The organism is Kribbella sp. DT2 (assembly GCF_049844575.1).
Taxonomy (GTDB): Bacteria; Actinomycetota; Actinomycetes; order Propionibacteriales; family Kribbellaceae; genus Kribbella.
Genome location: NZ_JBNCLH010000001.1, coordinates 671,971 through 698,854, shown reverse-complemented (window position 1 = coordinate 698,854; position 26,884 = coordinate 671,971). Strand labels below are relative to the sequence as shown.

27 protein-coding genes are annotated in these 26,884 nt (G+C 69.0%); 5 read left to right on the top strand and 22 right to left on the bottom strand.

All coding sequences use genetic code 11. The annotated features are described in order from the left end of the window. Positions 1-37: 37 nt before the first annotated feature. The 3 genes from ACLQ2O_RS03325 to dnaB all read right to left on the bottom strand — a co-directional run bounded on the left by ACLQ2O_RS03325 (position 38) and on the right by dnaB (position 5,425). Positions 38-2,344 (bottom strand): hypothetical protein, encoded by a 2,307-nt coding sequence (locus ACLQ2O_RS03325; protein ID WP_425827007.1) that lies wholly within the window; start codon positions 2,342-2,344, stop codon positions 38-40. Continuing rightward, positions 2,337-3,308 carry a hypothetical protein gene (locus tag ACLQ2O_RS03320; protein WP_425827005.1) on the bottom strand — a complete coding sequence of 324 codons (972 nt, stop codon included), beginning with the start codon at positions 3,306-3,308 and terminating at the stop codon, positions 2,337-2,339. Before ACLQ2O_RS03320 ends, ACLQ2O_RS03325 begins: the two co-directional genes overlap by 8 nt. Positions 3,309-3,571: 263 nt before the next feature. After that, positions 3,572-5,425 (bottom strand): replicative DNA helicase, encoded by a 1,854-nt coding sequence (gene dnaB / locus ACLQ2O_RS03315; RefSeq protein WP_425827003.1) that lies wholly within the window; start codon positions 5,423-5,425, stop codon positions 3,572-3,574. 377 nt (positions 5,426-5,802) lie between these two features. Here dnaB and ACLQ2O_RS03310 point away from each other — a divergent pair, with 377 nt between their 5' ends. Continuing rightward, the gene (locus ACLQ2O_RS03310; protein ID WP_425827001.1) at positions 5,803-7,116 is read left to right on the top strand and encodes an MATE family efflux transporter; all 1,314 of its coding nucleotides are present in this window, start codon (positions 5,803-5,805) and stop codon (positions 7,114-7,116) included. A 10-nt stretch (positions 7,117-7,126) separates the two neighbouring features. On the opposite strand, the gene ACLQ2O_RS03305 is transcribed toward ACLQ2O_RS03310, so the two are convergent. The 10 genes from ACLQ2O_RS03305 to ACLQ2O_RS03260 form a co-directional block, all read right to left on the bottom strand. Beyond that, on the bottom strand, positions 7,127-8,140 hold the full coding sequence (locus ACLQ2O_RS03305; protein ID WP_425826999.1) for a tryptophan--tRNA ligase: 1,014 nt from the start codon (positions 8,138-8,140) through the stop codon (positions 7,127-7,129). Between the two features lie 40 nt (positions 8,141-8,180). Further along, on the bottom strand, positions 8,181-8,561 hold the full coding sequence (locus ACLQ2O_RS03300; RefSeq protein WP_425826997.1) for a DUF4913 domain-containing protein: 381 nt from the start codon (positions 8,559-8,561) through the stop codon (positions 8,181-8,183). Positions 8,562-8,639: 78 nt separating this feature from the next. Next, complete coding sequence (locus ACLQ2O_RS03295; RefSeq protein ID WP_425826995.1) at positions 8,640-10,556, bottom strand: TraM recognition domain-containing protein; 1,917 nt, start codon at positions 10,554-10,556, stop codon at positions 8,640-8,642. Next, the gene (locus tag ACLQ2O_RS03290) at positions 10,556-12,166 is read right to left on the bottom strand and encodes an ATP/GTP-binding protein (protein ID WP_425826993.1); all 1,611 of its coding nucleotides are present in this window, start codon (positions 12,164-12,166) and stop codon (positions 10,556-10,558) included. Before ACLQ2O_RS03290 ends, ACLQ2O_RS03295 begins: the two co-directional genes overlap by 1 nt. Before the next feature lie 16 nt (positions 12,167-12,182). Beyond that, positions 12,183-13,691 (bottom strand): SCO6880 family protein, encoded by a 1,509-nt coding sequence (locus ACLQ2O_RS03285; protein ID WP_425826991.1) that lies wholly within the window; start codon positions 13,689-13,691, stop codon positions 12,183-12,185. Continuing rightward, a complete protein-coding gene (locus ACLQ2O_RS03280) occupies positions 13,678-15,216 on the bottom strand; it encodes a hypothetical protein (protein ID WP_425826989.1) in 1,539 nt (512 codons plus the stop codon). The genes ACLQ2O_RS03285 and ACLQ2O_RS03280 overlap by 14 nt, the downstream gene beginning before the upstream one ends. A 1-nt stretch (position 15,217) precedes the next feature. After that, positions 15,218-16,090, bottom strand: coding sequence for a hypothetical protein (locus ACLQ2O_RS03275; RefSeq protein ID WP_425826987.1), 873 nt, complete (start codon positions 16,088-16,090; stop codon positions 15,218-15,220). After that, entirely contained in the window at positions 16,090-16,938 is an 849-nt protein-coding gene (locus tag ACLQ2O_RS03270; protein ID WP_425826985.1) for a hypothetical protein, read from the bottom strand. Before ACLQ2O_RS03270 ends, ACLQ2O_RS03275 begins: the two co-directional genes overlap by 1 nt. 53 nt (positions 16,939-16,991) lie before the next feature. Further along, on the bottom strand, positions 16,992-17,261 hold the full coding sequence (locus ACLQ2O_RS03265) for a TrbC/VirB2 family protein (protein ID WP_425826983.1): 270 nt from the start codon (positions 17,259-17,261) through the stop codon (positions 16,992-16,994). Positions 17,262-17,273: 12 nt separating this feature from the next. Continuing rightward, positions 17,274-17,903 carry a DUF6668 family protein gene (locus tag ACLQ2O_RS03260; RefSeq protein ID WP_425826981.1) on the bottom strand — a complete coding sequence of 210 codons (630 nt, stop codon included), beginning with the start codon at positions 17,901-17,903 and terminating at the stop codon, positions 17,274-17,276. Between the two features lie 241 nt (positions 17,904-18,144). On the opposite strand from ACLQ2O_RS03260, the gene ACLQ2O_RS03255 reads away from it, so the two are divergent. Both ACLQ2O_RS03255 and ACLQ2O_RS03250 read left to right on the top strand, forming a co-directional pair. Continuing rightward, a complete protein-coding gene (locus ACLQ2O_RS03255; protein WP_425826979.1) occupies positions 18,145-19,545 on the top strand; it encodes a hypothetical protein in 1,401 nt (466 codons plus the stop codon). Next, positions 19,542-19,802, top strand: a complete 261-nt coding sequence (locus ACLQ2O_RS03250) for a hypothetical protein (protein WP_425826977.1) — start codon at positions 19,542-19,544, stop codon at positions 19,800-19,802. Before ACLQ2O_RS03255 ends, ACLQ2O_RS03250 begins: the two co-directional genes overlap by 4 nt. A 74-nt stretch (positions 19,803-19,876) precedes the next feature. On the opposite strand, the gene rplI is transcribed toward ACLQ2O_RS03250, so the two are convergent. The 5 genes from rplI to ACLQ2O_RS03225 all read right to left on the bottom strand — a co-directional run bounded on the left by rplI (position 19,877) and on the right by ACLQ2O_RS03225 (position 22,968). Further along, positions 19,877-20,323: a 50S ribosomal protein L9 gene (gene rplI, locus ACLQ2O_RS03245; RefSeq protein ID WP_425826975.1), complete on the bottom strand. Its 447-nt coding sequence runs from the start codon at positions 20,321-20,323 to the stop codon at positions 19,877-19,879. Positions 20,324-20,337: 14 nt separating this feature from the next. Continuing rightward, the gene (rpsR, locus tag ACLQ2O_RS03240) at positions 20,338-20,571 is read right to left on the bottom strand and encodes a 30S ribosomal protein S18 (protein WP_425826973.1); all 234 of its coding nucleotides are present in this window, start codon (positions 20,569-20,571) and stop codon (positions 20,338-20,340) included. A gap of 77 nt (positions 20,572-20,648) precedes the next feature. Next, on the bottom strand, positions 20,649-21,242 hold the full coding sequence (locus ACLQ2O_RS03235; protein ID WP_425826971.1) for a single-stranded DNA-binding protein: 594 nt from the start codon (positions 21,240-21,242) through the stop codon (positions 20,649-20,651). 91 nt (positions 21,243-21,333) lie between these two features. Beyond that, complete coding sequence (gene rpsF / locus ACLQ2O_RS03230) at positions 21,334-21,624, bottom strand: 30S ribosomal protein S6 (RefSeq protein ID WP_425826969.1); 291 nt, start codon at positions 21,622-21,624, stop codon at positions 21,334-21,336. A 177-nt stretch (positions 21,625-21,801) separates the two neighbouring features. After that, complete coding sequence (locus ACLQ2O_RS03225; RefSeq protein ID WP_425826967.1) at positions 21,802-22,968, bottom strand: MFS transporter; 1,167 nt, start codon at positions 22,966-22,968, stop codon at positions 21,802-21,804. A gap of 94 nt (positions 22,969-23,062) precedes the next feature. Between ACLQ2O_RS03225 and ACLQ2O_RS03220 the strand changes: the two genes are divergently transcribed. Together ACLQ2O_RS03220 and ACLQ2O_RS03215 are read left to right on the top strand one after the other, a co-directional pair. Beyond that, positions 23,063-23,560, top strand: coding sequence for an Lrp/AsnC family transcriptional regulator (locus tag ACLQ2O_RS03220; protein ID WP_425826965.1), 498 nt, complete (start codon positions 23,063-23,065; stop codon positions 23,558-23,560). Between the two features lie 34 nt (positions 23,561-23,594). Further along, positions 23,595-24,398, top strand: a complete 804-nt coding sequence (locus ACLQ2O_RS03215) for a deoxyribonuclease IV (RefSeq protein WP_425826963.1) — start codon at positions 23,595-23,597, stop codon at positions 24,396-24,398. Between the two features lie 44 nt (positions 24,399-24,442). Here the strand turns inward: ACLQ2O_RS03215 and ACLQ2O_RS03210 are convergent, their stop codons facing one another. From ACLQ2O_RS03210 to ACLQ2O_RS03195, 4 genes are all read right to left on the bottom strand, one after another. Then, a complete protein-coding gene (locus tag ACLQ2O_RS03210) occupies positions 24,443-25,063 on the bottom strand; it encodes a hypothetical protein (protein ID WP_425826961.1) in 621 nt (206 codons plus the stop codon). Positions 25,064-25,136: 73 nt separating this feature from the next. Then, the gene (locus ACLQ2O_RS03205; protein WP_425826959.1) at positions 25,137-25,895 is read right to left on the bottom strand and encodes a hypothetical protein; all 759 of its coding nucleotides are present in this window, start codon (positions 25,893-25,895) and stop codon (positions 25,137-25,139) included. Beyond that, complete coding sequence (locus ACLQ2O_RS03200; protein ID WP_425826957.1) at positions 25,892-26,410, bottom strand: SigE family RNA polymerase sigma factor; 519 nt, start codon at positions 26,408-26,410, stop codon at positions 25,892-25,894. Before ACLQ2O_RS03200 ends, ACLQ2O_RS03205 begins: the two co-directional genes overlap by 4 nt. An 80-nt stretch (positions 26,411-26,490) precedes the next feature. After that, on the bottom strand, positions 26,491-26,883 hold the full coding sequence (locus tag ACLQ2O_RS03195) for a hypothetical protein (RefSeq protein ID WP_425826955.1): 393 nt from the start codon (positions 26,881-26,883) through the stop codon (positions 26,491-26,493). Between the last annotated feature and the right edge of the window lies 1 nt (position 26,884).

Genomic DNA, 26,884 nt, shown 5'->3' with positions numbered 1-26,884 from the left:
GAGCTTGATCGCTGACCGGTAATCGAGCGGATCTACTCTACGCCGTGCCGAAGGTGTCGAAGTCCGGCAGCAGCACAAGGGCGGTGCGGGCGGCCTGGGTGACCGCTCGGTTGCGCTGCTCAACCGACATCGGCTCGGGTAGGTCGGTACCCTCCGTGCTGTCGCGACGTGCCTTCTCGAAATCGGCCTCCTGTCCCCAGATATCGGCCACCGCCGAGCCGACCGCGACTGCATACCGTTCCTTGCGCACCTCGGCGGTGTCGTCGCTCTTAGCCTTCACCACACGCGTGCGGTAGCCCGCCCAGTCCTTGAAGTCCTGGTTGAGAACCACGGTCGGCACTGTTTGGATGGACTTGTAGGCCGCATAAGCGGGGTCGTGCTGCGCCAACGCACTTCCAGGCATGTGCTCAAGCTTGCCGGCAACCTTGTCGCTGCCATCAAAGTTGTTTCGTCCACCCCAGATGAACGCCACTGACCCATCGGGCTCCAACTTCGGGGCACTCGTCCCGCGACGCTTCTCGGGAATCTCTGTCACGACCTCGACCTTGGTGGTCCAGTTCAGCACTTTGCTCGTGCCATCGTCACTGAACCAGGCCAGATCGAAGTCGATGCTGTAGGTGCCCGGGGTCGTGTCGGGTGCGACCAGCAACCCGACCCGCATGCGGCCTCGTCTCAGGTCGCCGAGAGTATATGTGCATTGGTCGAACGGGCCTGACGCGCGCGGCGTGATCTGGCCCCGGGTCGGAACGAAAGCGTCATGGGCGTTAGCCCGCAGGAACACTGATGCCCGGCCGCCGGGGATGACTGTGACCTCTTCGGGGCCCTCGAAGTAGGTCGGTTCATTGTAGAGATTCTCTAAAGGTGCAGGCGGAGTCGTCGGCTCCTCCTGAGGCCCACGGCCGGTTTCTCGGATGCCAGCAGCCTTGATCGAAATGGCCTTGTTGAGCTTCTTAAGGAAGGCGCTGCTGACACCCTTGCCTGCTGACTTCAGGGCTTGAGAGACCAGCTTCTCCTCCATCTCCTGCAGGTCAGGGTCGTTGTGGAGTTCGTCGGCCACGGCCCGCTCTAGCTCGCGGGCCTCGGTGCTGTGGCGAGTCTGGGTGCGAAAGGTGTCGAAAATCCGGGCGCGCGTTTTGAGGTCGAGTTCGTCGCAATCGATCTGGACCAGGATGCTCTTGGCCACCCGCTGCTTGTCGGGAACGAGCTGGATGAGCTTGGCCTGATCCCAGTTGTGATGGACCTGACCGTTGGTGGTGAACAAGACGACGTAACCCTTCGCGGCCCGGCGGCGACGGGCGTCGATGCCGTCGAAGAGCCACCAGCGCAGACGAACGCTGCCGACGCCTGGGACCTGGATGGTGGTCCAATCGGTCACGGCCAGGGTCTTGTCGTCAGACTTCCGGCCCGCCGCGCGTGCCAGGCGGCGTCCGAGTCCAGCAACGGTCGAGGGACCGCGACGGTTCACGGGCCGTACGTTGGCGTCGCCAGTACGGGCGTCCTGGAGTGCGTAAGGAAGCGTCGGAGCGAAGAGAATAGTCTCCCCGTAGGCGTAGATGGACTCCTCGTACTCCCAGTTCTGGGTGCCGATTCGGTCACCTTGGAAGTTAACGTGGGCAACGTAGGTGCCAGGCTCGAAGCCGGGGTAGTCAATCGCGAGAGCTGTATAGACGCGGCTATATTCATCGACGAGGTAGCGGAAGTACTCCAGCCGACGTGTCGGGGTGTCGACGAGCCGCACTACGGCGACCGAAATCTTGTCCTGCTCGTGCTCGCCGAGCATGCTGGGCTGTTTACGGCTGACCACGATGGTGGCGTCGCTGTACTGGGAGGTCGAGGATCCGCCCTTGCCAAAAACCCCGTGCAGCCAGGGAGTATCTAGTTTATTAGAGCCGTGGAGGGACAAGATCGTGCTAGGCATCTCCTCGCCGGTCAGCCCAATGCCTCGGTCACGGAAGGCGATGGTAGGCCGTCTGGCGGGGTCGTCGGAGTTCAGCAGACTGACCCGCAGGTTGTCTGCGACTACGGTCCGCTGTTCATCGGTCAGGGCGTCAACACCGTCGGGGGCATCGATTAGGACCTTAGCCGCCTCTCCCGGGCTACCCCATGAGCGGTCGGCACGGCCGTGAGCCGCCCGCAGGAGGTAGGCGTCGAACATGTTGGTAATACGCTCCATGAGGAGGGCGGCCGGCTCACCAGCCGAGGACACCGAGGACCAATTAACCGGGTTGTCGCCCAGATCTCGCTCCTTAACGCCTGGCAGTGCTGCACGCAAGGCGCCCTCAAGCCGGTCGACATCGGCGCCCGTGCGCGCTGCCAGCGCGAGGTCGACAATCTGGTCACCCATCAGTCTTCACTCCTTCCATGACCACCTGGTGGCCGAGGTCAGTCAGTTCGTAGCGTCCATCGACGAGTTCGGGACGCACCAGACCCCACTCGCGACCACGTGAGATGTAGCCCATACAGTTCGTGTCGGCCTGAGTTCCTGGCCATTGGGGAAACAGATCAGTCAGGTCGGCGCGGGTCGGCCGTCCTTCCAATGCACGCAGCACCTGGAGCCACGTGGCATGTTCCTGTGATGCCACAGCCTGTAGGTGGCGTAGCCATCGGCGCGCGGCCTCGGCTGACTGTGGTACCTGATGAGTTAGGCCGGTCGCTGCGAGCTCACGCAGCAGCTCCACCGCCTCGGGGGTGGGGCGAACCTCTGCCGGCTCGCCTGCGACTCCGATAAGGCCCATCAGGAAGGCCGGCCCCTGCCCAGAGCGTGGCGCGCCAACGGCCGTACTCAGGAACCGGTCCTCGGACGCTTTTGCCTTGGCGCCATCACGCGGGAACCCGACCGCCGCCTTCACTGCGGCGTGACTGTCGGCGTCCTGCTTGCGCAACCAACGGCCAGCCTTTTGGGCCCGCTCGCGCAACTGCTCGAAGTACTTCGTCCACTCCAACCCATCGGCGGCGTTGACCATCAAGTCAGCCAGAACCCATAGAGTCGGCAGGTCCCTGTTATGGAGGCCGAAGTTGTGCCCTTCTTGGACCAACCGCGGCGCAGTCGGCGGTGTTGCCTCCAGAGCGGCCTCCACCTGCCACTCGCTTCCGTCAGGCTCAGTTGCCATCCGCACCCGGGCCTGAATCGAGAGACCTTCCTCGGCAAGGCGGTCCCACACAGCCTCGGTGACGAACTCGTTGCGGTCGAAGTACGCCCCACGGCTAGCCAGAATCGCCTCGTCCATGTCGCGGACCAGCTGGGCGGGCAGCCGCAGCTTCAATAGCCGCGCGCCTTCACCCGTCCGATCGGCTTGACTGTCGCTCATATACGGGACTATACGCATCAGTGGTTCCATATACAAGCCATTGCCTCAATATACCGCCATATATGGCAATCTAAGGTTGTCTGAATTGCTAGCACTGCTCTTACGAGGGCCGAGCATCACAGTCTTGGTTAACGCGACCCACCACCTCCGGCGCGGAGGCCGAGGCGCCGGCAAGAAGAGAAGCTGCGCTTCGGCCAGGCTCTGGCGCCGGCAGTGATTTCGACGTGCTGCTCAATCAACTCGGTGCGTCTAGACAGATGTACTCAGCCGTCGTGGGCCATGTCGACGAAGCGGGAGTAGTGGCCCTGGAAGGCGACGACGACCTCGGCGGTGGGGCCGTTGCGGTGCTTGGCGACGATGAAGTCGGCCTCGCCGGGGCGGGTGGACTCGCGTTCGTAGGCGTCCTCGCGGTGCAGCAGGATGACCATGTCGGCGTCCTGCTCCAGCGAGCCTGACTCACGCAGGTCGGACGTCATCGGGCGTTTGTCGGATCGTTGCTCGGAGCCACGGTTGAGCTGGCAGATGGCGACGACGGGGAGCTCGAGCTCCTTGGCGAGCAGCTTGATCGAGCGGGAGAACTCCGAGACCTCGAGCTGGCGGGACTCGACCTTCTTGCCCGACGACATCAGCTGCAGGTAGTCGATCACGATCAGGCGCAGGTCGTGGCGCTGCTTGAGGCGGCGGGCCTTCGCGCGGATTTCCATCATCGTGAGGTTCGGGGAGTCGTCGATGAACAGCGGGGCCTCGGAGACCTCGCCCATCTTGCGGGCCAGGCGGGCCCAGTCCTCGTCGGTCATCTTGCCGTTGCGCATGTGGTGCAGCGGGACCTTCGCCTCGGCCGAGAGCAGCCGCATGGTGATCTCGTTGCGGCTCATCTCCAGCGAGAAGATGCACGAGGTCAGGCCGTGCTTGATCGACGCGGAGCGGGCGAAGTCCAGGCCCAGCGTCGAGTTGTGGGTCGGCACCATCGTCTTGCCGGCCAGGTACAGGTGGTCGGGGTTGTCGACCTCGACACAACGGACCGGGACGGAGGCGACGGGCTCGACGCGCTCGACCCGGCGGTCGGGCTCACCGAGCACGCCGGTGGTGACTCCGTGACCGGCGATCTCCCGCGGCGCTGACCGCGGCACCGCCGGGGTCAGACCCGCGTACGCCGACATGGCGCTGTGCAGGTCGAGTGTCGTGCAGACGACGGGCTGGCCGCCGTCCTCGACGACCCACTGGTGCTCGGCGTCGGCGACGATCGTCGTACCGTCGGAGAAGGTCAGCTGGTAGCAGGGCCGGTCGTCCATCACGTCGGTCGCGGCGACCACGCGGGTCGGACGGCCGTCGGCGTCGAGCAGCACGTCACCGGTGGCGACCTCGCCCATCGTCGTCCAGCCGGACGGCGTCGGCAGCGGGGTGTCCAGCGCGAGTGCCTTGCCCATCGCGGGACGCGCGGCGACGATGATCATCTGGCCCGGGTGCAGCCCGTTGGTCAGCTCGTCGAGGTCGGTGAAGCCGGTCGGGACGCCGATCATCGCGTCACCACGGGAGTCGATCGCCTCGATCTCGTCGAGGGCGCCTTCCATGATGTCCTTCAGCGGCGCGTAGTCCTCGGTGGTCCGCTTCTCGGTGACCTGGTAGATCTCGGCCTGGGCCTCGTCGACGACGTCGTCGACCTCGCCCTCCCCGGCGTACGCGAGCTGGACGATCTTGGTGCCGGCCTCGACCAGGCGGCGCAGGATCGCCTTCTCCCGGACGATGTGCGCGTAGTAGCTGGCGTTGGCGGCCAGCGGCACCGAGGCGACCAGGGTGTGCACGTACGGCGCACCGCCGATCCGGGCGATGTCGCCGCGCTTGGCCAGCTCGGCGGCGACCGTGATCGCGTCGGCCGGCTCGCCCCGGGCGTACAGGTCGGTGATCGCGTCGTAGACCGACTCGTGCGCCGGCCGGTAGAAGTCGGTGCCACGGACGGTCTCGATGCTGTCGGCGATCGCGTCCTTGCTCAGCATCATCGCGCCGAGCACGCACTGCTCGGCGCCCAGGTCCTGCGGCGGGGTGCGGTCGAAGCCCATCGCCGGGTTGCGTTCCTCGTTCCCGCTGTCCGGTCCTGCGCGGAACTCCGCAACGCTCACTGCCCCGACCTCCTCGTCCGCCCACCGACCCGCCCAACGGGTCGAACACGTGATCGAACCGTATCCGGCGTCGCCGACAGTTTTCACCGAACCACCCAAGCCCCCGAGTCGGGCGGACGGCGTCGGTCACGCGACGGTACGCCCGAACCGCCGTGAGCAGGTAGCCGAGTGTCCACAGGGGGTGTGGACCACCTGTGGGAAACCCCGGGAAGTCCTGTGCACAGGTTGGGAACAACCCTGTGGATATCTGTGGGGAAAGCTCTCGAACATCCCTCTGACCTGCGGTTTCGTGAACTCACAGGTGTGGAGAAGAAAAAGATTCGAGACAGTTCGGTCCGGTGCGTTGTGCACAGCCCTCGCCAGGCACAATGAGGCCTATGCGCCTTACCAGCAGCCAGGACCGGGAGATCCTCCGGCTGGCGGTGCCGGCCTTCTTCGCCCTGGTCTCCGAACCGCTGATGCTGCTGGCCGACTCGGCCATCGTCGGCCACCTCGGGACACCGCAGCTCGCCGCCCTGGGGATCGCGGGCACGATCCTGCAGACCCTGGTCGGCATCTGCGTGTTCCTCGCGTACGGGACGACGTCGGCCGTCGCGCGGCGGATCGGCGCCGGCGACCACAAGGGCGCGCTGGCCCAGGGCATCGACGGTCTCTGGCTCGCGCTGCTGCTGGGCGTCGTACTGGCTGTGGTCGGGATCCTGCTCGCCCCGGCCGCGATCGGCGCGTTCAACCCGTCGCCGGACGTCGCGGACCACGCGGTGGTCTACCTGCGGATCAGCTGCTTCGGCATCCCGTCGATGCTCCTGCTGCTCGCGGCGACCGGCGTACTGCGTGGTCTGCAGGACACCAAGACGCCGATGATCGTCGCGATCACGGCCAACCTGCTGAACATCGTGCTCAACCTGATCCTGGTCTACGGCCTCGACCTGGACATCGCCGGATCAGCACTCGGTACGGCGCTCGCCCAGACCGCCGCCGGCGTCGCGCTCGTCGTGGTCGTGGTCCGCGGGGCCCGGCGCGACGGCGCCAAGCTGCGGCCGGACTTCCCCGGCATCCGCGCCTCGGCCCACTCCGGCGTACCGCTGGTGGTCCGCACGCTCACGCTGCGCGTCGCGATCATCCTCGCCACCTTCGTCGCCACCTCACTCGGTACGACGTCCGTCGCGGCCCACCAGGTCGCGTTCACGCTCTGGTCGTTCCTGGCCCTCGCGCTGGACGCGATCGCGATCGCCGCGCAGGCGCTGACCGGCCGGTCGCTCGGCGCGGGCGACGTCGAGGGGACGCGCGCGATCACCCGCCGGATGATGTGGTGGGGACTCTGGTCGGGCGTGGTCGGCGGTCTCGCCCTGTGGGGCCTGCACACGATCTACGTGCCCTGGTTCACCGAGGACCCGGCCGTGCGGGACTCGCTGTCCGCGGTGCTGCTGGTCGCCGCGCTCTGGCAGCCGGTGAACGGCGTGGTGTTCGTGCTCGACGGCGTACTGATCGGCGCCGGCGACGGCCCGTACCTGGCAGTCGCCGGCGTGATCGCGCTCGTGCTCTACGTCCCGCTGGCGCTGAGCGTCATCTGGTTCGACGGCGGGGTCGTGGCGCTGTGGTGGGCCTTCGGCGGGTTCATGCTGCTCCGCCTGCTGACCCTGCTCACCCGCGAACGCCGGGACGCGTGGCTGGTCACCGGCGCGGTCCGCTGACCGCCCTCGGCTAGGAGATGCCGACCGCGTCGCGGACGCGGTCCAGCACGACCTTGGCGCGTGCCCGCGCCCGGACGGCGCCGGCCTCGAGCAGGTCGTCCAGGTCGCTGCCCGGTGCCATCAGTTCGTCGTACCGGGCACGGAGCGGGCCGATCTGGGTGTTGATCACCTCGAACAGCTCGTTCTTCAGGTCGCCCCAGCCCATCCCGCCGGCCTCGAGCCGCTTCCGGGTGTCGGCCAGCTGCTCCGGCGACGCGAACTGCTCGAAGATCAGGAACGCCGACGAGCTGTCCGGGTCCTTCGGCTCCTCGACCGGCGTGCTGTCGGTGGCGATCTTGCGGACCAGCTTCTTCAGCTGGTTCTCCGGCGCGAACAGCGGGAGCGTGTTGCCGTAGCTCTTGCTCATCTTGCGGCCGTCGATGCCCGGCAGCGTCTTGGCCGCGTCGTCCTCGGGCAGCACCAGCCGCGGCACCTTCAGGTTGTTCTCGCCGAAGAGGTGGTTGAACGTCCCGGCGATGTCCGCGGCGTACTCGACGTGCTGCGACTGGTCCTTGCCGACCGGTACGACGTCGGAGTCCATCAGCAGGATGTCGGCCGCCATCAGCACCGGGTAGTTGTACAGACCCATGTTGACGCCCGCGTCCAGGTCGGGCTTGCCGGCCTCCGCGTTCTTGTCCCGGGCCGCCTTGTACGCGTGCGCCCGGTTCATCAGGCCCTTCGCGGCCACCGTCGACAGCACCCAGTGCAGCTCGAACGTCTCCGGTACGTCGGACTGCCGGTACATCGTGATCCGGTCGGTGTCGAGACCGGCCGCGATCCACGTTGCCGCCACCGAGCGGGTGTAGTGCCGCAGCTGCTCGGCGTCCCGCAGCACGGTCAGCGCGTGGTAGTCGGCGATGAAGTACATCGCGTCGTAGGAGTCGGCCAGCTGCAGCGCCGGCCGGATCGCGCCGATCAGGTTGCCGAGGTGCGGGTCGCCGGTCGGCTTGATCCCGGTCAGCGACACCGGACGTGCGGATTCCATAGCCATATCTCTATTCTCCCAGAGCCTGTCGGCTGCTGGATCAGACGCTGCGCAGGTTCGGCTCGCGTTGGTCGTAGAAGAGCCCCTCCGGCGGCGGCACCGTCACGAGCGGGCGGGCGGTGTACTCGCTGTGCGCTCCACGGCAGCCCGCGAACGGGCCGTCCGGGTTGAGCAGCACGTGCATGTGCGGGTCCGCGTGGTCACGCCACCAGACCGACATCCCGGTCGCCGGGTCCAGCCGCAGGTGCTCCCAGGCGCGCCAGATCGAGTCCAGCCGGCTCAGCGCCTCAGCGTGCCGGAACCATTCGGGGCACCAGACGAAGGTCTGCCCGAGCCGCCGGGCGTACAGATAGACCAGCCGGTCCTCCACGAAGGCCGCGACGTGCGGGTAGTACAGCTCCATCACGTCGTCGTCGTCCATGGCTCCACTCCTTCGGGCTACCTGTCAGGCGAACGGTGCGACCACCTCGGTCGCACCGCTGGATTGCACACCCTATTCTCACCCGCGCCGGTCGTTGGGGTTGGGCGGGCTCCACTGCGCCTGACCCCACTGCTGCTGGGACGGCTCCGGGGCCTGCGGCTGGTTGGCGGGCGTTGCCGGCCAGGTCGCCTGGGCCGGGCCGAGCGGGTTGTGCTTGGCCTTCTGGCCGGCCGCGATCCACGGGTTCGACGCGCTGCCGGCCGGGCCCGCGGTCGACGCCGACCCCGGGTCGAACTGCGCCAGCGAAGCGCGCACCGACGCTGCGTCGGGCCGCGCCATCCACGGGACCGTCTTGACCATCGTGGCCGGCGTACCGGAGGCGAAGACCACCGCACGGCCGGGCGGCATCGAGGTCAGGTCGGAGACCTCCATGATCGCGTGCCGCTGGACCTGGCTGCTGTGCGAGCGCTTGCCGCCCTCGTACGAGACCGTGTTCGAGCTGATGTCGTACTCGCCGATCAGCTTGCTCAGCCGCTCCAGGAACGACGAGTCGGACACACCGCCGCCGTACACCCGGATGTTGGCCGAGGACCACAGCTTCTCGATCCCGTGCTCGCCCCAGCACTCCACGCCCTGCGCCCAGGACTGCAGGATCGTCATCAGCACGATGCCGCGGGAGCCGAAGTGGCTGTAGAGGTCGGGCAGGTTCTTCCAGCGGCAGACGTTCGCGGCCTCGTCGAGCACGCCGACCAGCGGAGTGGGCAGCCGGCCCATCGGGCAGGTCTTGGCGTACTCCTCGGCCGCCTCGACGATCGCGACGGTGAGGCCGGCGACCAGCGGGCCCGCCGTACCGGTGCCTTCCTTGGACAGGCTGTACAGGGTGCCACCGCCGCGGACGAACTCGTGCGGGTCGAACTGCGGCCGGTTGTCGGCCGGGCCGTTCGGATTCACCCAGCCGGCGACCTTGCGGTTCAGCAGGAACTGCACGTTCGGCTGGGCGGTGCCGAAGACACCGGCCCGCTGCTTGTCCGGCAGGCTGTAGAGGCTGGCCATCTGCTGCGCGGCCAGCTCGTAACCCGGCTCGTGGTCGAGGATCCGGGCCGGCTCGTCGTTCAGCTGGTCGCTGAGCCACAGGTAGACCTGGTTGATCGGCCGCTTGGCCAGCGCGGCCGCGAGCAGCAGGCCGGCCAGCAGGTCGGCCGCCACGGTGTCGAAGTAGGCGTCGGAGCGGGCGCCCTCCTGGCGCTGGCTGCTGACGATGTGGTCGGCGAACTGCCGGGCCTTCACCTCGTCGGTGACGTAGCTCAGCGGGTTCCACCACCAGGTCGGCTCCTCGTCGGCGACACCCTGGGGGTCGAACACCCAGACCTGCCCCTTCGCGCTGCGCGGGCCGCGGCTGGCGTCGACGATGTCGCGCTTGTTCGACGTGGCGATCACGGCACCCGGCGCGTCCAGGATGGCCGGTACGGCGCGGGTCGTGGTCTTACCGGTCCGGGGTCCCCAGATGTCGATGTGCATGTCCTCCCACGAGCCGAACAGCTCGAGGTCGTCCCGTACGGTCCGGCCGATGAAGATGCCCGGTCCCGCGTGTCCGGCGCCGAGCCGGTTCGCGGTCTCCTGGGCACCTTCGCGCAGCACCTTGCGCAGGTCCTTGCGGTTCGACATCAGGAACGCGTGCCGGTCGACCCGGGACTTGCTGCCACCACGCCGGCGCAGCAGCATGAACCCACCGACGCCGACCGCTGCGACGACCAGGATCTCCACGATCAGTACGGCGGTCGCGGCCCCCGGCCACTCGTAGTCGCCGGTGAACAGGTCGATCGGGACCGAGAACGGGTTGCCGCCCGGCTTCTTGTCACCGCTGATCGCGGCCCCGAGCGAGGCCGCGACCCAGGACCCGACCGAGATCAGCGCGACCAGGCCGATCAGGACGAACAGCGAGATCGCCTCGGGCGAGATCGAGCTGCCGCCGGTGCTCTTGCGTCCCTGTGCCATCAGTCGTCAACTCCGCTCCGGGCGACCACCCGGGTGGTGGGGTCGGGCGGAGGCAGCTGCGCCGGGTCGTCGAAGGTGTACTCGGCGACCACCTCCTCGGTCCCGTCGTCGGCGACCTCCACCTTGAGCGGGCGGCCGTCGGCGCCGGTCTTCCAGAGCTTGTTGGTGTCGTTGATCTCGCGCTCGACCGAGGTCAGCCCGACGTGCACCGGGATGCCCGGCCGGCCACCGACCTTGACCAGGAAGTTGCCTCGGCCGGGCGGTGCGGCCTCCTCGCCGGTGGCGGGGTCCCACGCGGGCGGGTCCTGCCAGCCGATGAGCATGTTCTGCTCCTCCTGCGACATCGGCACGACCTCGGTCAGGTTCTCCATCTCGGCCCGCGGCAGCCCGCCGCAGATGACCATCCCGGACCGCTCGACGAAGCCCTTGGCCTTCATCCGGTCCTCGGGGTGCTCCAGCGCCAGCAGGTCGGACATGGTGTGCGAGATCATCGCCATCCCGACACCACGCTGCCGGTTCAGCCGGGTCAGCGCGTCGACCCGGTCGACCAGACCGCGCCCGGCCCGCAGTACCCGCCAGAGCTCGTCGAGGATGACGAAGTAGTGCCGCCGGGGCTCGAGGCCCGCATCGGCCAGGGCCTGCGAGACCGCTACCGCACCGAACCCGTACGACCAGCAGGCCAGCAGTACGGCGGCCTGCAGGTTGGTCTCGGAGTCGTCGATGTTGGACACGTCGAAGACGACCGGGCGGTCCATCTGCATCGGGTTGTCGGTCTGCTCGGAGAAGATCTCGCCGAGCCGGCCGCCGCCGACCAGACCGATCAGCGAGGCCTCCAGGCCTTCGGTGATCTGCCGGTACCGGTCCAGGCTGCCGCGGTCCAGGGTGACGTTGCGGACCCGGTCCGGTGCGTCCTGGACGACCTTCAGCAGGTCGCGCAGCACCGGCGTTCCCTCGTGACGCTCGTCGAGCACCTTGAGGGCCTCGTCGATGATGGTCTCCTCGCGGTCCGTCGGCGGGGCCGAGCGCATGATCGAGATCAGCGCCGAGACCATCGTCTGCCGGCGGCCGTGCGCGTCGGCCTGGATCGCCTGCCGGGCCGAGCCGGTCAGCCGCAGCGCGGCCTTGCGGGACTCCCCCGGGTCGAGCACGTTCAGGTGGCCACGGCCGCGGCCGAGCTCGATCACCTGGCCGCCGAGCGCCTCGATCAGGTCCTTGTAGTCGGGCTTCAGGTCGCCGAGGACGAGCGGCATGACGCCGTACCCGGCCAGGCCGAGCGCCATCCGCCGGGTGATCGTCGACTTGCCCAGACCCGGCTTGCCGAGCACGAACATCGACGGGTTCGAGATCAGCTTGGCCCGCATGAACCAGCTGATCGGGTCGCAGCACATGGTCGCGCCGGACAGGATGTTGCGGCCGATCGGCACCCCGACCATCGGGCTGCCGGTGCCGGACGCGAACGGCCACATGCCGCACACCTGCACCGTCGTACCGCGCCACTCGGCCGGTGCCTGCAGGTACGTCGAGTAACCGCCGCCCATCCCCGGCCAGCCGCGCGGCATCGGGCGGCGGCCGCCGCGGCTCGGGTCGACCGGCTTCTTCTTCTTGCTCACGAGCTCTCCCGTCGACTCACAGCGCTTCCCGAAGACCGGCCGGGACCGACAGGTGGCTCTGCATCACGACACCGAGCGGCAGCCCGGCGACGAAGGCGGAGTCCTGCGACCCGTACGCCGGCCGCAGCAGCACGCGGGCGGTGGCACCGAGGTTGTCGATCGCGGCGACCATGTCCGGCAGTTGCTCGGCGGTCATCACCGTGCCGGTGACGACCATGCCGAAGTTGACCAGGCCGGCGCCGCGGGCCTCTTCCTGCGCGGTCCGGTCGGCGGCCCGCGCCTCGGCCATCGAGCGGGCCGACGGGCGGGTCGACGCGGTCGCGCGGAACGACGCGTTGCGCTTGTCGGCCTCGACCATCCGGGCCGCGGTGGCGGCGTCGAGCGGCCGGTACAGCAGGGTGACGCGCTTGCGGTCGATGTCCGGGTGCGGCCCGACCAGCTGCGACAGCACCGAGGAGAACACCTCGCCGCGCGGCGCCTGGGTCATCTGCCACGTCATCGACCAGGCGCTGTCGTGCCGGTACTTCTCCCAGAACGCCTGCGCGCCGGCCGGACCGACGTCGGTCCACTGCAGCTCGGGCGCGATGCCCTGACCACGCGCCTCGTCGATCAGCACCGCGGCGGCCGGGTCGTAGGCGATCCGGATGGTCTCGCACAGCTCCTGGGCGGCCACCGGGCGGGCGGCCCCCGCGCCGGTCGAGTTCAGGCTCTGGGTCAGCGCGGGCAACCGGGACGCGAGCTCGCGGCCCATGTCCTCCTCCTTGCGGCGCTTCCCGTTGCGGTCGGTGCCCTTGAAGGTCAGCGCCACCCGGGCCGACACCAGCGCCGAGCCCTCCGGGTAGGTCTGGATCACCTCGGCGAGCATCGCGCGGGCGATCGCCGGCGTACCGTCCTGCATGTTCTGCGAGACCTCACGGCGCAGCCGGATCCCGGTGTCCGGCGCGGTCTCCACGGTGACCGAGGCGGCGACGATGCCCGGCTCGTGGCCCAGCGACGCCAGCCACTGGCCCCAGTGCGCCACCCAGACGTCGATCTGATCCTCGTCGACCAGAGACGCGCCGTCCGGCTCGGCGTTGATCACCACGGTGAAGTGTCGGGTGCTCGGGTAGAACAGCAGCGCGAACGGCCGGCCGTAGGAGTCCTGGTACTCGCTGAGCTGGGAGGCCGCGGCGAGGCCTGGGAGCTGGAACTTGCCCCACGCCGTACGGCCGAGTGGTCCGGATCGGTAGACGTTGTGCCTGGCCATCTTCGCTCGCTGCCATCCAATTCGGGTCGAGAGCCTCTGCAGGGCGGAGTGCCCGTGCTTGTCCTTGGTCATCAGCAGCAGCAGCGCGGCACCGACGATCGTCAGCGAGACCAGCGCACCACCGATCCCGCTGGTCAGCGTGGCGATCATCGTGACCACGAGGCCCATCATCATGATCGCGGTGCCGAGCGTGCCCAGCCCGGCGATGCCCGCCGAGGCGGGCGCACGCCAGTTGCCGTACGTCCTCGGCGCCGTTCGTACGTTGTCAGCCGCTGCCACTTGGTCCCTCTTCGTCCGCTCCGCTGGTTGCTTCATTGATCACGGCGTCGTTGGTTTCCTTGACCTTCGCGGCGACCGCGGCGGCGGCCACCACCGCGAGGCCTACCGGACCGGCCGCGGCACCGGCCGCCGCGCCACCACCGGCGGCCGCGCCACCCGCTGCGCCACCCGCTGCGGCGCCACCACCCGCGGCCGCGCCACCACCGGCCGCTGCGCTACCACCAGCACCAGCACCGGCACCGGCACCTCCGCCGGCTCCAGCTCCGGCCCCAGCACCGCCTCCGGCACCGCCGCCCGCACCACCACCGGCACCGCCGCCTCCGCCGCCGCCTCCACCCCCGCCGCCGCCGCTACCGCTTGCCTGCCCGGAGTTCTGGGCCCCACGGGGCCCCGAGCTAGGCGCGGACGAGTTGCTGCTGCTGGAGCGGCCGACGTTGCGCGCACCGCTCGGGCCGTCGCTCTCGCTGGAGGCGCTCTTGGACGCCTGGTCGGTGAGCTTGTCCGCGCCGACCATCTTGGCCGCGATCCCACCGGCCCCGGCCGCACCCGCGGTCGCCGACACCATCGGCGCGATGAACCGCATCAGCGCGGGCATCGCGAACAGTGCGAGCACCAGCATCGTGACGCCGGTGACCATGTTCATGATCGCGGTCCCGGGATCCTGCTCGACGAAGGCGAGCGGACCGTTGCGCTCGCCCTCCTCGAAGGCAGCCCCGGTCAGCTTGATCGCGGTGGCGTAGATCAGCGCCGCCACCGGTTTGTACAGGATGAAGGCGACCAGCCAGCCCAGGATCCGTTTGAACCAGGCCTTGCCCATCTCGGTGTTGGTGGCCGCCGCCGCGAGCGGCAGCACCCCCAGCAGCAGGATCAGCATCGCGTAGCGGATCACCATCAGCACCACCTGGATCACCGACGCGAGCAACGTCAGGATCGCGATCGCGATCATCAGCCCGGGTCCGAGCAGGCCGCCCTGGGCGACCGACAGCCCCATCAGCACGATCATCGCGTCACCGAAGGCCTGCGGGTTCGCGGCATCGATCGAACAGGTCCAGCCGGTGGTCGCGTCGACGTCCAGCGCGGTCCCGACGATGCACTTGGAGAAGGTGTCGCCGATGCTGATCAGCAGCTGGGCGACGGCGATCGCCAGCGTGGACGCCACCACCAGCGTGATCAGGGACCTGAGCAGGTCCTTGGCCGAGTCGCCGCGCTGCGACCAGGCCAGCTGGGCACCGCCCACGATCAGGCCGACGATGGCGGCGAAGACCGCGAGCCAGCTGGTGCGCTCCCAGATCCAGCCGACCGTCGCACTGGCCGGCGCGCCCTGGGCGTCGCCGACGGCGGGGGTGTCGATGAAGACCCAGAAGGTGCCGATCGTCGCCATCACCTTGCCGACGGCCTCGGCCAGGGCACTGAGAATCGGATCGAAGATCAACTTAATCATCGCCTCGACTGCGGGGGTGAGGGCCTTCAGGAGGAAGTCCCGGATGCAGGCTTCCCACCCGTCGTCGCACAGGAGTGCCAGCATCTCAGCTCCCGGTCTTCGGTGAGACGAAGCGCAGGATGGCCGGCAGCGCGACGACGGCCAGCATCATCATCGCGACCCCCGTGATGACGGCCAGCGTCTTGTCCGGCGCGCCCGCCGGGGTACCGATCAGGAGGATGGCGGCCGCGTAGATGATCGCCGCGATCGGTTTGTAGAGGATGAACCCGGCCAGCCAGGCGACCGCCCGCTTGAACCACATCATCCCGGCCTCGGTGTTGGTGGCCGCCGCGGTCAGCGGCAGCACGCCGACGAGCAGGATCAGCATCCCGTACCGGATCACCATCAGCGCCAGCTGGATGATCGACGTGATCACCATCAGGATGCCCATCGTGATCACCAGCATCAGCTCGAGGTCCTGCTTGAGCGGATTGACCATGATCGTGCCGATCCGCGTGGAGAAGTCCGAACCGCCGACCGCCTCGTCGACGATCCACTCCGAGAACGCGTCGGCGATCTCGATCAACGCCGCCGCGAACGCGACCGCGCCGGTGGACACCACCACCATCGTGATCAGGCTCTTGACGATGTCGCGGACGGCCTCGCCGCGCTGCGCGAGCGCCATCCGGATCCCACCGATGATCACCGAGAGGGTGGCGACGAAGATCAGGATGAACAGCGTGCTGTCCTGGACGAACGAGACCGCGCTGTTGTTGCCGAACTGCGGGGTGTCGATGTCGATCCAGAGCGTGCCGACCGCCTTCATCACGCTCTCGACGGCCTTGATCACCACGGCCTTCAGCGCCTCGAAGAGGAAGTCGAACAGGCTGCCGATCACCCCGTCGAGCTGGGACCTCAGGTACGTCGCGATGCAGTCGCCCCAGTCCCAGGGCGCCCAGGAACAACCCAGCACGATCATCAGGCGCCTCCGAACCGGACGTAACCCTCGAGCGACTGCAGCACGTCCGGCGCGACCTCGCCGTTGAAGCTGCCGTCGGGCTGCAGCATCAGCTTCCAGTCGTTGTTCTGCCACAGCAGCGTCACCGGCAGGCCGGCCACCTTCTGGCTGTCCAGGCGGACCGCGACCGAGACGATCGCCCGGTTCGGCAGGTAGTCGACCACCTTGAAGCCGGCGAACTGCGAGGTCTGGGCGGTGTTGCGCGGCGTCGGTGAGGTGCGAGCCGCCTTCAGCGCCAGGTTGCGACCGTCGCCCGGAGCGATCCGGTTGCGCAGCACGGCTTCGGTGAGCTGGGGGTTGCGGATCTGGCCCAGTGTCACCATCGCGGCCAGTACGGCGCCGGTCGGCGAGTGGGCGAAGCAGGAGCGCAGCCCCTTGGCGTCCTCGAGCGCCGGTCCGCCCTGTGGCTGCAGGGGGATCAGCATGTTGGTCTCGAACTGCCAGCTGACCGCTTCCGGCGCCTCGCGCGGAATCCGCTGCGGCGGGTTCTTGGCCCGGCAGCCGCCGGTGCCGTTGGGCGTCGCCGGGACGGACGGCGTCCGCGTGGCCGTCGGCGGGTCAGGGGTCGCGGGCGGTTCGGTGGGCTGGTCCGTCGGGCCGTCGGTCGGCCCTTGCGTGGGCGTGACCGAAGGACTCTGCTGACCGGACGGCGCACCGTTGCCGTTACCGACCACCAGCCAGACCACGAGGCACACGACGACCGCCCCGATGACGATCCCCGAGGCGACGAACCCGCGGCTCTCCCAGATCGGGGCGTCGTCGCCGTCGTCCCCCGACCCGGAAGAGTCGCGTCCACTGAACCAGGCCATGGCGGATCAGCCCTTGGACGAACCGTGCAGAGCGGTGCGCGGTGTGGTCGTCATCAGACGATGGTGTTGACCAGCGCCGACGCCGTACCGATCACGATGCAGCCCGCGAGGACCCAGCCGAGGCGGGCCGCGTGCTCGCCGCCCTCACCGCGGCGCTGGCCGATCGCCATCATGGCGCCCGAGATGATGACACCGAGGATGCAGACCGCGATCGCGACCCCGGTCACCCAGTCGGTCACCGTCGAGACCTTCTTCTGGACGTCGCCCGGCAGTGCTTCACGGAGCGGGAGCAGCATCATGACCTTGGTAGCCAACAACAACATGAACAGAGCCTCTCAGTACGGGGCGGGGTAGTCCGCTGGATGTGACGCGCGAAGAGCGTAGATGGATTCGAGAACTTCGAAAACCTCGTCGGGGGTGTTGTCAGGCGTGGGATCTTCCCCCCTTCGCCACTCCTCGATCCAGGGAATGTCCCACACTCTGGGAACACCGCCGCCGACGATGTCGGCGAAGTCGTCCAGCACCCGTGGCAGCCGGCCGGGGGCGTCCGCGATCAGCACCAGGCCCAGGACGGCGATGCCCTGGACCACGCCGGAGGCCCACTCGATCGCCGCGCGCTGCGCCGCGCGCAGCCCCGACCCGTGCGTCCGAGCGACCAGCACGACCGGGGTCGGCACCGGCGGCGGCGGGACCGGCCAGCGGTGACCCGCCGCGCGCGTGCCCGGCAGCAGCTGCGACATGGTCGACTCGCCCGCGCCGCCGTGCACACCGACCCACCACAGGGTGTCCGCGGCGGGGATGGCGAACTTGGGCAGCCGCTGGTCCTCGGCGGGCGCGGGCACACCATGCTGAGGTGCCGACGGTCCCCGCGGACCCACCTCGGGGACAGGGCCAGGCGCGGACGGCTGCGGCCCGGCCGGCAGCGGTTGCTGCGTCGTCCACGGGTTGTGCTGCGGTTGCGTCATGACCCCTCCTCTCGCGGCGTGTCACAGGCTGTCGCCCACAGTATTGTCTCGCTAACGGGGTACACCGGTGTGACCCATCCACAGGCGAGGATGTTTCTACCCCCTTGTCGGGGTCAGTCGAGCCTGACCGGCTCGGGGCTTGGCATGCCTGGGCGGCTGCATGTGTAGCGGGGCGGTGGCCATGCTAGAACGAGACCCCGTGAAGCCGACGATCGAGGGAGTTCCGTGGCCTGGATGAGTGGTGACCGTGGCTGACAAGGGCATCCCTTCCTGGCCGAAGGTCACGATCCGGCTGTACGACGACCACAACGCCGAGGTGAAGATCGCCGGGCGCAGCCACCCGGTGAACCACCACGACCCGCGGCAGGCCGCGATCGCGCTGATCGCCGAGCGGGCCAGTCAGCTCGGCCGGCCCGTGAAGGCGACCGCGGTCGACTCCGACGGCTCGTCGTGGCCGCTGGTGGTCCACCCCGACGGCACGGTCGACGCGATCGAAGTGGCCCCGAAGGCCAAGCCGATCTGGCCGATCGTCGCGGCCGCCGCACTGGCCGTCGTCCTGATCGGCGGTACCGCGTTGTACCTGCTGGTCCTGCGGGAACCGGCCGCGCCGAAGCCGCCCGCGGCCAACCTGCTGCCGGAGCTGCCGGCACCGAAGATCGTGCCGGACCAGTTCATCGCCCGGCCGGCCCCGCCCGGCTGGACCACCAGCGCGAGCTGGACGATCGACATCGCCGAAGGCTCCGCACCGGCCGTGTCGCCCGACGGCAGCGAGGTCGCCGTCCTGACCGAGGACCAGAAGCTCGTCGTCCTGGACAGCAACGGCAAGGTGCTGTGGCAGGACGAGGTGCCGAGGGACGCGACCAATCCGGTCTATACCACCATCGACTCCAAGCCGGTGCTCGCCGTCTCGACGCCGAAGGTCCTGCGCTACTACCCCGGCGACGGACTCGAGCCGACCGAGATCGACCTGCCGGACAGCGCCGAGGTGCAGTTCTTCGGCAGCTCCCCGCTGATCACCTTCGGCGAGGGGGACGCGAGCGTGATCAGCAACGGCACCCTGCACACGGTGGAGGGCCGGCCGCGCTTCTCGACCGTACTGCTCGCCGAGGGCGACAAGGCGCTGATCGCCCGCTACGGCGGCCCGCTGTACTGGAGCCAGGCCGGCAAGGATCTGCAGCAACTGACCCTGAAGCCGCCGCCCGGTGGGACCGGGATCAACCACATCGCGATGGCCAGCGCCGGGCGCGCACTGGTCGTCTGGAACACCAAGAAGGCCGACGTGGTGATCCCGACGGTCAGCTCGACGGCCGACGGGTCGGTCGCCGCGGCCTGCCCGCAGGTGGACCAGAACCGGGTCGAGAACTGGCAGTGGGTACCGGACCAGACCGGCAAGGTCGCGGCGTACGGCGAGTGCGTGATCGACTTCACCGGCCGGAAGACCAGTCTTCTCGACGATTTCGAACCGCTGTCGATCACCGGTACGACGATCTACGCGAATGCCGACAACACGCTCTCGTCGATCGTTCCCGGTGGTGGCAAGCTGACCCCGCTGCCGAAGAACGCCGCACGGCCGTGGGGGGTCGCCGGAAACCGGGCGATCGTTGTGCACGGCACCGTTCTCTACGCGCTGGACAAGAAATGAACGCGCCGAGGCATGCCAGGCGGTGGGTGGCCGCCGGCGCGGTCGCGCTGATGGTTGCGGTGGTGCCGGTGTCCGCGGGGGCGGCGGGACTGGCCGACGAGCCGAGCCCGCCCAGTTGGCCGACGGTCGCTCCGCCCACCGATTCGTCCGGCCGGTCGGACCCGCAACCGGTCACCCGACCGACCGTCGAGATCGCCGAGACCGCCCAGGGCAGCGACCCCCGCCCGACTACCTGGCCGACCCCGGAACAGCAGTAGGGCCCGGGACACAGCAACGGCCCGGAACTCCGTGGAGTCCGGGCCGTGCTGGTGTTTCAGGTGTTGCGGGTGCGTCAGACCGCGACGACGTCGAGGCGGACCGTGGCGGCCACCTCGGGGTGCAGCTGGATCGAGACCTGGTGCTTGCCCGTGGTCTTGATCGGCGAGCCGATCGAGATCGCGCGCTTCTCGACCAGCGGGCCGCCGGCGGACTTGATCGCGCCGGCGACATCCGCCGGGGTGACCGATCCGAACAGGCGGCCGGTGTCGCCGGCCTTCACGTCCAGCGTGACGCCGAGCTGCTCGAGCTGGTTCTTGACCTCGCTCGCGTGCTCCTTGCCCTGGATCGCCCGGGCGTCACGCGCCCGCTTGATCGACGTGATCTGCTTCTCGGCCCCACGGGTCCAGCCAATGGCCAGGCCGCGCGGAACCAGGTAGTTGCGGCCGTAGCCGTCCTTCACCTCGACGATGTCGCCGGGGTTACCGAGGCCTTCGACCTCCTGCGCAAGGATGAGCTTCATGTCTCAGACCTCCCTCAGCGAGCCGTGCTCGTGTACGGCAGCAGGGCCACCTCACGAGCGTTCTTGATAGCGATGGCCACGTCGCGCTGGTGCTGCACGCAGTTCCCGGTCACCCGGCGGGCGCGGATCTTGCCGCGGTCCGAGATGAACTTGCGCAGCAGCGCGGTGTCCTTGTAGTCGACGTACGTCGTCTTGTCCTTGCAGAAGCCGCAGACCTTCTTCTTGGGCTTCCGGATAATTTTGGCCATTGTGGTGCTCTCCTCCTAGCAGAGCCCGGCACGGGTGCCGGAATGGTCGCAGTGTCAGTGCTGGATCCTGTGACGGATCAGAACGGAGGCTCCTCCATGGAACCGCCGCCCTGGCTCGCCCAGGGGTCGTTCTGCGGAGCGGCGGCCGACTGTCCGCCGCCACCGCCTCCACCCTGCGGGGACGCCCAGGGGTCGTTCTGCGGGGCCTGGTTTCCACCACTGTTGCCGCCACCGCCGAACCCACCACCGGAGTTACCGCCACCGCCACCACCGAAGTTGCCGCCGCCACCTTCGCCGCCACCCGAGCGCGAGGCCCGGGTCACCTTGGCGGTGGCGCTGCGCAGACTCGGACCGACCTCGTCGACGTCGATCTCGAAAACCGTGCGCTTCTGGCCCTCACGGTCGTCGTACGAGCGCGACTTGAGCCGGCCCTGGATGATGACGCGCATTCCCTTCTGGAGCGACTCGGCCACGTTCTCCGCGGCCTGCCGCCAGACGGAGCAGCTCAGGAACAGCGACTCGCCGTCCTTCCACTCACCGGACTGCCGGTCGTACGTCCGCGGTGTCGACGCGACGCGAAAGTTCGCGACGGCGGCACCGGACGGGGTGAACCGCAGTTCAGGGTCGTCGACAAGGTTGCCGACCAGTGTGACGACGGTTTCGCCTGCCATTACCGTTCCTCCTGCATTCGGGTGTGACTGTGTCTACAGCTATCAATAGCGGCCGAGGCCGACAGTACCGATGCTGCTGACGACCCCAGGGTCAGCGCTGGTCCGGTCGGAGGACCTTGGTGCGCAGGATCGACTCGTTCAGCGTGAGCTGACGGTCGAGCTCCTTCACCACAGCCGGCTCGGCGGTCAGGTCGATGATGGCGTAGATGCCTTCGGCCTTCTTCTTGACGTCGTAAGCAAGCTTGCGACGGCCCCAGATGTCGACCTTCTCGACCGTTCCACCTTCCTTGCGGACGATGTTCAGGTACGTGTCGAGCGAGGGCTCGACCGTGCGCTCTTCGAGCTCAGGGTCGAGAATCACCAAAACTTCGTAATGACGCATGCGCGAACTCCACCTCCTTCGGACTTGGCGGCCACGGTCTCTCCGTGGCAGGAGGGCGATGCGAACACCTGGGCCCGGCAATTGCCGCCGAACCCAAGCAAGCAGCCCGGTCGATGGACCGGGCCACACCAGAAGAATACCAGCGCGCGGACCGCCTCTTGACCATATCCACAGGCCTCAGCCGCGGGCGCGCTCCGGATCCGGAGCCGTGGTTCTCACCGTACGTCGTCGCGCGACCACGACGAGCAGGGGCAGCGCGATCACGACCGAGCCTGTGGACAACAGGCGGAACCCGCCCTCGGCGAACACCCCGGTGGACGCGGCGGTGGCCAGGGCGGCGACCGCCCAGACCCAGGCCTCGGCCCGGCTCTCCAGCCTGGTTGCCGCGGCCGGTGAACCGGCCGACCGGCGCAGCGATGCGCTCCCGCCCAAGTAGCAGAGGTTCCAGCCGTAGCCGAGCAGGAACAGCACCACGGTGAACGTCGGGCCGTGCAGAGTCATGGCCGTCGCCGACACCATGACGGTCACCAGTCCGGTCAGCATCACCGGCCGAGGACCGGCGCGGTCGATCCACCAGCCGGTGACCGGTGACAGCGCGAACATGCCGAGCGTGTGGAACGACAGCATCAGGCCGAGTGCGCCGAGACTCTGCCCCTGGTGGTGGGCGTGCACCGGTACGGACGTCGTCATCGCCACCATGACCAGGTGACCGACGAGCATCACGCCGACCGGGACCAGCGGCGTACGAGGCGCCGGTAGGTCGGGGGCCGCGTCGACCGCTGCCGCCGCCGGCTGCGGGCGGATGCGGCTGGCGGCGAGCAGCGCCGAGAACGCTGCCGCCACGGCCAGCAGGAACGGACCGGACAGCGCCGGGAGACCTGCTGAGGTCGCGGCGGCCTGAGCTGGTTCGAGCAGGAACGGGCCGCCGACTGCGCCCGCCGTACTGGCCCAGACGACGGTGCCCATGGCAGCTGCTCGCCGTGCTGGTGCGGCCGCGTCGGCTGCGGCGTACCGGGACAGCAGGCTGGCTGCGTTGCCGGCACCGAGCAGGAACATGCCGGCGAAGAGCAGGAGCACCGGCGCACCGACAGCGGCCAGTACGGTCAGGGCCGCGCCCGCTACCGAGATGCCGTAGCCGGTGCGCAGCGCCTGCGCCCGTCCGTGCCGGGCACTCCATCGCCCGACCGCCACCGCGCCGGCCGCCGTACCGAGAACTCCCGCGGTGTTCGGGAGACCGGCCAGTCCGGCCGACAGGTCGTCGGCGACCAGGATCGTGCTCACCGCGCTCGCGGCAACCATGGCGGCGTTCATCAGGGCGGCGGCGACCACGAGCGGAATCAGCATGCCGTCAACGCTAGAAAGGCCTGCACCACGGAAGAATGGCCGATGCAAGGCGTTGGGCCTTGTCCACCGGCGATGTCGAAGGTGTTGTGGACGGATGACCTTTCAGCAGCGAAATCTGGACGCGACCGACTGGCAGATCCTGGGTGAGCTGCAGGCCGACGGGCGGCTGTCGTACAACCAGCTCGGCAAGCGGGTGAATCTGTCGCCGCCCGCCGTGGCCGACCGGGTACGGCGGCTGGAGGAGGCCGGAGTGATCTCCGGTTACCGGGCGGAGGTCGACGCGGCGCGGGCCGGGCAGCCGCTTTCGGCGTTCGTCCAGATGCGGTGCAGCACCGGGCGGTGCCTGCTGAAGACGACCCGCTCGGAGGACTTCCCCGAGGTGCTGGAGATCCACAAGCTGAGCGGCAGCTCCTGCACGATGCTGCGGGTCCGGGTGACGTCGATGCAGCACCTGGAAGGACTGTTCGAGCGGCTCGGGGAGCACGGTGAGCTCAACACGCACGTGGTGCTGTCGACCGAGTTCGAGGGGCGCCCGGTCCAGCCGCCGGCCACCGAGACCCGGCCGGTCACGCGGTCGGCGGGCTGGTCGTGACGGAGTTGTCGGTGGGCGGTTCTAGGGTGGTGCCATGAGTTTTCAGCTTGGGGCGCACGTCGATCAGGAAGACCCGCTGGCCGAGGCGGCCGACCGGGGCGCGGACCTGGTGCAGTTCTTCCTGGGCGACCCGCAGGACTACAAGGCACCGAAGCTCGCGTACGCCGACGGCGAGGACGCGCTGCGCGAGCGGGCCGAGGCCGCCGGGGTCGCGCTGTACGTGCACGCGCCGTACCGGCTGAACGTGGCGAACACGAACAACCGGATCCGGATCCCGAGCCGCAAGCTGCTGCAGCAGACGCTCGACAAGTCCGCCGAGATCGGCGTCAAGGGCGTCATCGTGCACGGCGGGCACGTCGGTGACGAGGACGACCCGGAGGCCGGTTTCGACAACTGGCGCAAGTGCATCGAGCGGGCCGAGCTGCCGGTGCCGCTGCTGATCGAGAACACCGCCGGCGGCGAGAACGCGATGGCCCGGCAGCTGGAGCGGATCGAGCGGCTGTGGGAGGCGGTGCAGGCGTCGGGCAACGACCGGCTGGAGAACGTCGGCTTCTGCCTCGACACCTGCCACTTCCACGCGGCCGGCGAGGAGCTGCCGACGATCGTCGAGAAGGTGCTCGCGATCACCGGCCGGATCGACCTGGTGCACGCCAACGGCTCCCGCGACGAGTTCGGCTCGGGCGCGGACCGGCACAGCAACTTCGAGCAGGGGCACATCGACCCGGCCGACATCGTCGCGGTGGTGAAGGCCGCCGGCGCCCCGGTCGTGGTCGAGACGCCGAACGCGGACAACGGCCAGAAGACCGATCTCGACTACCTGCGCTCCCACCTGAACTGACCCTTCCCGGTACGCCGTGCCGCGGCGTACCGGGAACGGTGTGATCAGCCGGCGGTGGTGTAAACCGAGAACCCCGGCGGGGTCTCGCCCGCACCCTTGCCCAGCGGATCGGCGATCTTGCCCGGGAACTGGTGCAGCAGGCGACCGGTCTGGTCGTAGGCGAAGACGGCGAAACCGAAGCGGGCCGGGTTCGTCGGGCCTTCCGGCTCCCCGGCGTAGGGCACGCCCTTCAGTTGGGCGGCGGCCTTGGTCCAGCCGTCGCGGTGCTCGACGTCGGCGTACCAGGCCTTCGTGCCGCTGGTGAAGATCACCGTGTGCACCTTGGCCGTCGGGAAGGCGGCACTCAGCTTCGGCCCGCCGGCGGCCCGCGCCACCCCCAGCGAGGAGTGCAGCGCGTCCCACCCGCCCTGGGCTTTGACATCCGTACGACCGGGCACCGCGGCCGGACGCTCGTTCTGGAACACGAACTTCGACTTCGCGGCGACCGCCTCCGGCCCGGCCGCTGCTCGCGAGACCGTGCCCTGCGCGGCCTTGGCCGTCTCCTGCGGTGCCGCCGCCTGCTCGGTCCTGGCCGCGGCCACCCCGGCGAACCCGGCGGCGCCGGCTCCGGCGATCACCAGCCCTGCCATCGCGATCCGCGCGGTCCGGAACTTCTTCGATCGCATCTGTGCGTCTCCTGCTCGTCGAGTGCGTTGGACGGGCTCAAAACGCGATCGGCGCCGAAAAGGTTCTCCTGGTTCAGCACCCTCTGGTCTGCAGCGGGCAACCCTTCGGGTTGACTTTGTAGCTCCGCACCAGCTTGCCCCGGGCATCGAGCAGGTCGACCACGACGGGAAAATCGGCCGGTGGTTGCAGTCGCAGGAGACGCTGCATGATCCAGTACCTGCCGGTGAGCTTCGCTTCGGCCTGGGAACCGTAGTGGAAGCGGTAGCGGATCCGTGCGACTCCGTCGGGCAGGACGCCGGCCGACCAGTAGTAGCGCATCGGCCTCCCGTTCACCTTGACGACGTTCATCGCCGTCTCGAAGTCCGAGCCCGACGTGCTCGCCGGCGGCCGGGCCTTGGTGACAACGGCGCTGCCGCTGTCGGCGACGGTGTCGCAGCCGATCAAGACCTCCGAGTCCTTCAGCACGAGCACCTCCCCCGGTACGCCGGGCAGCGCGCTGCGAGCGACTACCTCCAGGTCCGGGGCCAGACCGTCGCGGGCGCGGGCGGACCGGTCAGCAGCCGCCGTGATCTCCGTACGGCAGGCACGCTCGACCGCGTCCATCGGCTTGGCCGACGGTGTACTTGCCGGTGGCAACGGGTCCGAGCCAGATCCGTTCACCTTCGTGAGCACCCCCGCGGCCACCAGGACCGAAGCCGCCACCACGACGACCGTCACGCGGCGCCGCCGCCGCTGCCTCCGGCGATGGCCGGCGATCAACTTGGCCGGGTCGAGCGGCTCGAACGCGTTCGGTTCGGCGTGCAACGCCCGGGTCAGGTCCTCGGCTCTCATCTCTGCTCTCCGATCAGGCTCGGGTCGAGCGACGTCGTACGAAGTTTCCGGAGCGCCCGGTAGGTCACGCTCTTCACCGTCCCCACCGCGAGCCCGAGCACGGCGGCGGTCTCCTTCTCACTCAGATCCTCGAGGTACCGCAGTACGACGACCGCTCGCTCGCGAGGGGTGAGGACGGCCAACGCACTGGTGATCGCCAGACTCTCCACCATCGCGCCGGCACCGTCCGGCGCCCCGACCCGCGTGGACTGGTCGAGCTCGGTCGAGCCGCCGACCGGCTGCTCCCGCCACATCCGGCGCCGGAGCCAGGACACGTGGTGGTTGGCCACCGCCCGGCGGACGTACGCGTACGGGTCCCCCGCACGCGCCCGGTCCCAGTGCGGGTAGGCCTTCTCCAGCGCGGTCTGCACCAGGTCTTCGGCCTGCCCCTTGTCGCCGCACAGCATCCAGGCGAAGTGCAGCAGCCGGGCCGACCGCGCGTGCACGAAGGCGGTGAAGTCCTCGTCCCGATCCATGCCCGTCCTGTTCGCCGACGTACCTGTCCGGGCTCTGAACGCGATCGGGGGGTGAAAGGTTCTGGTGCCGACCAGATTCTTCAGGCCTGGTCTTCGGCCGGCTTCAGGTTGTAGAGCCAGTACGTGATGCCCCACGGCAGCAGCAGCGCCAGGGAGCCGGTGTCGCGGGCCGGGATGAGCACGTCGGCGCCGACCGCGGCCACCACGGCGATGGTGGAGACGTGGAAGAGCGTCAGGCTGCCGACCGCGACTCGGCGCAGCGCCAGGCGGCCGGTCGCGCACGCGACGTACAGGGCGGTCAGTGCCAGGACCAGTACGGCGGCCAGGGTGACGCCGATCCACGCGGCGGCGCCGTACTGGCTGTTGGACTTGCTGATGTCGGCGGCGAGGAACAGGGCGACCACCAGGCACAGCGCCGCGCACACCCAGTAGAACGTGCTGGTGCGGTCGGTCGTCGCTTCGGCATCCGCCATG